This is a genomic window from Escherichia sp. E3659, from assembly GCF_005781135.1.
In the GTDB taxonomy this organism is placed as follows: domain Bacteria; phylum Pseudomonadota; class Gammaproteobacteria; order Enterobacterales; family Enterobacteriaceae; genus Escherichia.
Genome location: NZ_VATQ01000019.1, coordinates 130,013 through 136,190 on the forward strand (window position 1 = coordinate 130,013; position 6,178 = coordinate 136,190).

5 protein-coding genes are annotated in these 6,178 nt (G+C 51.5%); 2 read left to right on the forward strand and 3 right to left on the reverse strand.

The genetic code is table 11. The annotated features are described in order from the left end of the window. Position 1 precedes the first annotated feature (1 nt). From gcl to allA, 3 genes are all read right to left on the reverse strand, one after another. A complete protein-coding gene (gcl, locus tag FEK47_RS15020) occupies positions 2 to 1,783 on the reverse strand; it encodes a glyoxylate carboligase (protein ID WP_135486551.1) in 1,782 nt (593 codons plus the stop codon). A gap of 89 nt (positions 1,784 to 1,872) precedes the next feature. Further along, positions 1,873 to 2,688, reverse strand: coding sequence for an HTH-type transcriptional repressor AllR (allR, locus tag FEK47_RS15025; RefSeq protein WP_000141275.1), 816 nt, complete (start codon positions 2,686 to 2,688; stop codon positions 1,873 to 1,875). A 77-nt stretch (positions 2,689 to 2,765) separates the two neighbouring features. Beyond that, on the reverse strand, positions 2,766 to 3,248 hold the full coding sequence (gene allA, locus FEK47_RS15030; protein ID WP_135486552.1) for an ureidoglycolate lyase: 483 nt from the start codon (positions 3,246 to 3,248) through the stop codon (positions 2,766 to 2,768). Positions 3,249 to 3,477: 229 nt separating this feature from the next. Between allA and allS the strand changes: the two genes are divergently transcribed. Both allS and mnmH read left to right on the forward strand, forming a co-directional pair. After that, positions 3,478 to 4,404: an HTH-type transcriptional activator AllS gene (allS, locus tag FEK47_RS15035; RefSeq protein ID WP_138183234.1), complete on the forward strand. Its 927-nt coding sequence runs from the start codon at positions 3,478 to 3,480 to the stop codon at positions 4,402 to 4,404. Positions 4,405 to 4,472: 68 nt separating this feature from the next. Further along, a complete protein-coding gene (gene mnmH / locus FEK47_RS15040; RefSeq protein WP_048970299.1) occupies positions 4,473 to 5,567 on the forward strand; it encodes a tRNA 2-selenouridine(34) synthase MnmH in 1,095 nt (364 codons plus the stop codon). Positions 5,568 to 6,178 lie beyond the last annotated feature (611 nt).

Sequence of the window (6,178 nt, forward strand, 5' to 3'; positions counted from 1 at the left end):
CTTATTCATAGTGCATGAAGCAGGTTTCAGTTGGCGCGTCCGCTGCGCTATCAGCGATATCTTCAAATTCCATGACGTTATCCAGTTCACTGCCCATCGAAATATTGGTTACACGTTCCAGCATAATTTCCACCACCACCGGGACACGGTACTGCGCCATTAAGGCTTTCGCCTGTTCAAAGGCTGGAGCAATATCTTCCGGTTTGAAAACGCGAATAGCTTTACAGCCTAAACCTTCCGCTACTTTCACGTGGTCAACGCCATAACCGTTCACATCACTGGAGTTAATATTTTCGAACGCGAGCTGTACGCAGTAATCCATATCAAATGCGCGTTGCGACTGGCGAATCAGACCGAGATAGGCGTTATTGACCAGCACATGGATGTACGGAATGTTGAACTGTGCGCCAACGGCTAATTCTTCAATCAGGAACTGGAAGTCGAAGTCACCGGAAATCGCCACCACATTGCGCTCTGGATCAGCAGCACAAACCCCCAGCGCCGCCGGAATGGTCCAGCCCAGCGGGCCTGCCTGACCACAGTTGATCCAATGACGGTCTTTAAAGACATGCAGCATTTGCGCCGCAGCGATTTGTGACAGGCCGATGGTGGTGACATAGCAAACATCACGTCCAAAGGCTTTGTTCATCTCTTCATACACGCGCTGCGGTTTCACTGGCACGTTGTCGAAGTGAGTTTTACGCAACAAAGTACGTTTGCGCTGCTGGCAATCGGCGACCCATTCTTTACGACACGGCAGACGCCCTGCTTTTTGCATTTCCTGCGCCACTTCAACCAGCAGCGTCAGCGCCGCTTTGGCGTCGGAGACAACGCCGAGATCCGGACACAGCACGCGGCCAATTTGCGTCGGTTCAATATCGATATGAACGATTTTGCGCCCTTCGGTGTATTTCTCTACCGAACCGGTATGACGGTTAGCAAAACGGTTACCGATACCAAACACCATGTCCGACGCCAGCAACGTTGCGTTACCGTAACGATGCGCAGTTTGCAGACCCACCATCCCGGCCATCAGTTCGTGATCGTCCGGAATACAGCCCCAGCCCATCAGCGTTGGGATCACCGGAACGCTGGTCAGTTCGGCAAACTGTTGTAACAGCGCCGCGGCATCGGCGTTGATTACCCCGCCCCCGGCAACAATCACCGGACGTTCGGCCTGAATTAACATTTCTACCGCTTTTTCGATCTGCATACGGCTGGCAGCAGGTTTGTAAGCCGGCAGCGGTTCGTACATGTCAGGATCAAACTCGATTTCCGCAACCTGAACGTCGAACGGTAAATCCACCAGTACCGGACCCGGACGACCAGAACGCATCAGGTGAAATGCCTGTTGCAGCACACGAGGCACCAGCGCCGCTTCACGTACTGTAACCGCCATTTTACTGACCGGCTTGGCGATAGATTCGATATCTACGGCCTGAAAATCTTCTTTATGCAGACGGGCTCTCGGTGCCTGGCCGGTAATACACAGAATAGGAATGGAATCAGCAGAAGCAGAATAGAGCGCGGTGATCATATCCGTGCCCGCAGGACCGGAAGTCCCCAGACATACGCCGATATTCCCTGCCGTTGCGCGGGTATAACCTTCCGCCATGTGCGACGCACCTTCCACATGACGCGCCAGAATGTGACGAATACCGCCGTGCTTACGCATCGCTGAGTAGAACGGATTGATTGCAGCTCCCGGAACGCCGAAGGCGGTGGTGATACCTTCTTTCTCCAGCACATACATTGCCGCGTCAACGGCTCTCATTTTTGCCATTTTATTCCTACCTCTATTAATTGGAAAAATTTTCCAACTTTCAAATTTTGTCAAAAAAACCCGCTCTGCAGAGCGGGATGCGACAGACACTATGGATGTGCTTTCAGTCCCAACGCCGTGCTGATATCGCGGGCGGTGTCTCTGACCAGCTCACCCTGACTGACAAAACGATCTTCTGTCAGTCTTGATGAAGGCCCGGAGATGGAGATAGCGGCAACAACACTACCTACATCATCGTAAATTGCTGAAGCTATGCAATTCAGGCCTACAACATGCTCTTCTTTATCTACGGTATAGCCCAGTTCACGCGCTTGTTCCAGGTCCTTCAGCAAGGTGGGCATATCCACAAGCGTCGTTGGCGTAAACTGCTGCAAACCGGTTTGCAGGATGATGCTCATCAGCTCCTCTTCCGCCAGCGGATAAAGCAGCGCCTTGCCCGCACCGGAAGCATGCAGCGGCAGACGACTGCCCAGTGGCGCACACATCCTGACCATCGATTTACACTCTAACTGACCAATTAATACCGCTTCATTGCCGTTACGGATCGCGACATTGACCGTCTCGCCGGAAAGTAGCATCAGGCGGCGCATAAACGGCCCGGCGACGGAGAGGACATCACGGTTATGGATGTACGCCGCGCCGACGTTAAAGACACCTAATCCTATATGCCACCAGCCTAACTGACTGTCCTGATAGACAAAATCCGCTGCCTGTAAAACCTTTAACAGGCGAAAGGTCGTCGAGAGCGGCAAATCCAGATTGAGAGAAATATCGCTAACCGACGAACTTCCTCCACTTTTTTCCAGATATTGCAGAATCGCAATTCCCCGCTCTAACGCCTGTGCGCCCTTCTGTGCCACAGGCTCCGCCTGTCCTGGCCTGCCGCGCCGTCTAACTTCCGTCATACCTACGTTAACTCCGACCTACAAGTGAGCATAAACAATGAACAATTAGTTTATCTTATGCAAGTCGGTTGCAGGCGTCACGCAAAACAGAGTTCCTGTTCAGGAATACTTTCAACATCACAGTTGTCACTGCCGCCGCGATCGATGGTCAGAAAATCGGTGACGTGCTGCCAGGCGAAAAGCGGGTGATGCCAGACGTTACGATGATAATTCACCCCCTGCTCACCGTTGGTGATAAACGCCCGCAGCGTTGACAGGTCTGGTTTATCGTCACCTGACGCCACGACCACTACAAACACTTCACCTTTCATCGGGATAAAGGCCTGAGTACCCAGCGGATGACGTTCGAGTTCGTGGATGGTCAGCGGCAGATTTGCCGGTTGCGCGCGGTTAATGCTGATAAGCGTACGGTCTTGCTCAAGAATCTCAACCAGCGCCAAATCGTGATAGCGCTCCACCAGGCCATTGTTAATATGGAAAAAATCCCGTTGCTGCGTTTCGATAACGTCGCCATAAGCACAGAAGGCTTCCTGACTTAACGGTAATACCTGAAGTTTCATCTTTTTGTCCTTGTAACATAATTCCGTTCAACCAGCGCCGACCGGTCAGCTTGGTTTCAATAACAGGCAATCTAAAACCTAAAGAGAACAACATCAACACAAAAGTTGGAATATTTTTCCAAAACTAGATTTAGCCCACAAATCACGCAGGGTTATCATGTGAAAATACAGGTAAATCAAAGGACAGGAAAATCACGCAACCTGCGGATTTAAAAGGGGATACCTGAAGATGTTTGATCCAGAAACTTTGCGGACTTTCATTGCTGTTGCCGAAACGGGAAGTTTTTCAAAAGCGGCAGAACGATTATGTAAAACCACGGCGACCATCAGTTATCGCATTAAGCTTCTGGAAGAGAATACCGGAGTGGCGCTGTTTTTCCGCACGACTCGCAGCGTGACGTTGACAGCGGCTGGCGAACATCTGCTTTGTCAGGCCAGAGACTGGCTGAGCTGGCTAGAAAGCATGCCGAGCGAGCTACAACAGGTGAATGATGGCGTGGAACGCCAGGTGAATATTGTCATCAACAACCTGCTCTACAACCCCCTGGCCGTCGCCCAACTGCTGGCGTGGCTGAATGAACGTTACCCGTTTACCCAGTTTCACATCTCCCGGCAAATCTATATGGGCGTCTGGGATTCGCTACTTTACGAAGGTTTTTCACTGGCCATCGGCGTCACGGGAACCGAAGCACTGGCAAATACTTTTAGCCTTGATCCCTTAGGTTCAGTGCAATGGCGCTTTGTCATGGCGGCAGATCATCCACTGGCGAAGGTTGAAGAGCCGCTAACAGAAGCGCAGTTGCGGCGCTTTCCGGCGGTCAATATTGAAGACAGCGCCCGCACCTTAACCAAACGCGTCGCCTGGCGTTTGCCGGGGCAAAAGGAGATTATTGTTCCTGATATGGAAACGAAAATCGCCGCCCATCTGGCGGGCGTTGGCATTGGTTTTTTGCCAAAATCACTTTGCCAGTCGATGATTGATAATCAACAACTGGTCAGCCGGGTCATTCCAACGATGCGCCCGCCTTCGCCATTGAGTCTGGCATGGCGTAAATTTGGCAGCGGCAAAGCGGTAGAAGATATTGTGGCCTTGTTTACCCAGCGCAGGCCGGAAATCAGTGGATTTTTAGAAATTTTCGGCAACTCACACAGTTAAAAATCAAGTTTCCTTGCGCGTTGGCGCGTAAAATAGCGCGCAAGCTGATTTGAGGTTCACTTTTTACTATGCAAGAGAGACACACGGAACAGGACTATCGTGCCCTGCTGATTGCTGATACACCCATTATTGATGTTCGCGCCCCCATCGAGTTTGAGCAAGGCGCAATGCCCGCCGCTATCAATCTGCCGTTAATGAATAATGATGAACGCGCCGCCGTTGGCACCTGCTATAAACAGCAAGGGTCTGACGCGGCGCTGGCGCTGGGGCATAAACTGGTGGCGGGTGAAATTCGTCAGCAGCGCATGGACGCCTGGCGGGCAGCGTGTCTGCAAAATCCGCAAGGTATTCTCTGCTGCGCCCGTGGCGGTCAACGTTCACATATTGTGCAACGCTGGCTGCATGAAGCGGGGATTGATTATCCGCTGGTGGAAGGTGGTTATAAGGCTCTGCGCCAGACCGCGATTCAGGCGACCATTGAACTGGCACAAAAACCGATAGTGCTGATTGGCGGTTGTACCGGCAGCGGCAAAACGCTGTTAGTGCAACAACAGCCAAACGGTGTTGATCTGGAAGGGCTGGCGCGCCATCGCGGTTCTGCTTTTGGTCGCACATTGCAGCCGCAACTTAGTCAGGCGAGTTTTGAAAACCTGCTGGCTGCCGAAATGCTAAAAACCGACGCCCGTCAGAATTTGCGCCTGTGGGTGCTGGAAGACGAAAGCCGGATGATCGGTTCGAATCACCTGCCGGAATGCCTGCGCGAGCGAATGACTCAGGCGGCGATTGCGGTGGTAGAAGATCCGTTTGAGATCCGTCTTGAGCGCCTGAACGAAGAGTATTTCTTGCGTATGCATCATGATTTTACCCACGCCTATGGCGACGAACAGGGCTGGCAGGAGTATTGCGAATACCTGCATCATGGGCTTTCAGCGATTAAGCGTCGGCTGGGGTTACAGCGATATAACGAACTGGCTGCAAGGCTGGATGCGGCGCTGACAACGCAACTCACCACCGGCAGCACCGACGGTCATCTGGCCTGGCTGGTGCCGTTACTTGAAGAATATTACGACCCGATGTATCGCTATCAGCTTGAGAAAAAAGCGGAAAAAGTTGTCTTTCGCGGTGAGTGGGCGGAAGTGGCTGAGTGGGTTAAGGCGCAGTGATGGGCGGTATTCTGAAACGGCGATTGTCGTGAGAACAGAATGGTTGCACCAGAATGCAGATATAAAAAAACCGACAGACAGTCGGTTTTTTTATTTTTTCCGCCCAAGACTTGGTGGTTCCGGGCAGAAATGAAACAGTCCTCATCTAGCAAGTGAATTATAAGTCAGGATGCCTACATATTCAAACAGCTATGTTGGCGATACAATCCCGACGCTAGTAGTGATACTGCCTCAAGGGATTACCGCAGTGCGGAAAAGTACTTTTAAGTCCGGGTCAGGATACAGGTGGTGCTGATTCTGGTGCTCTAATTTGGAGAGAGGCAGTCCTCATCTAGCACATGAAGAAAATCATAGTTACAGGCAACGTAAGGGTAAGCTGTGATTGTCTTTCTCCCTTAAGGGAGCAACGGATGAAAACTTTTCTCGATAAAGTTCTCATCGTTCTTAAGGCGCTAATCGCGCTGCTGGAACTGATCCGTCAGTTTATTGAATAACTGAGGAAACGTAGCTAAGGCCGAAGGTTTACCACCTTCGGCCTTTAAAAAAACCGACATGACAGTTGGTTTCAGATTTATTGCCAAAATGCACGCTGTTCATGCCGGATGCGGCGT